This is a genomic window from Metabacillus rhizolycopersici, from assembly GCF_020075705.1.
In genome coordinates this window covers 1-237 of sequence record NZ_JAIQUM010000338.1, presented here as the reverse complement: position 1 = coordinate 237, position 237 = coordinate 1, and the positions used below count along the sequence as shown (strand labels likewise).

At 52.3% G+C, this 237-nt stretch carries 1 rRNA gene; it reads left to right on the top strand.

Going from position 1 to position 237, the window contains the following annotated elements:
- Window positions 1-237, top strand: a 16S ribosomal RNA gene (locus K9V48_RS30300); the annotation flags it as partial.

The following is a 237-nucleotide window of genomic DNA, read 5'->3' as shown; positions in this document are numbered from 1 at the left end:
GATATTAGCGGCGGACGGGTGAGTAACACGTGGGTAACCTGCCTGTAAGATTGGGATAACTCCGGGAAACCGGAGCTAATACCGGATAACATTTTGAACCGCATGGTTCAAAATTGAAAGATGGTTTCGGCTATCACTTACAGATGGACCCGCGGCGCATTAGCTAGTTGGTGAGGTAACGGCTCACCAAGGCAACGATGCGTAGCCGACCTGAGAGGGTGATCGGCCACACTGGGA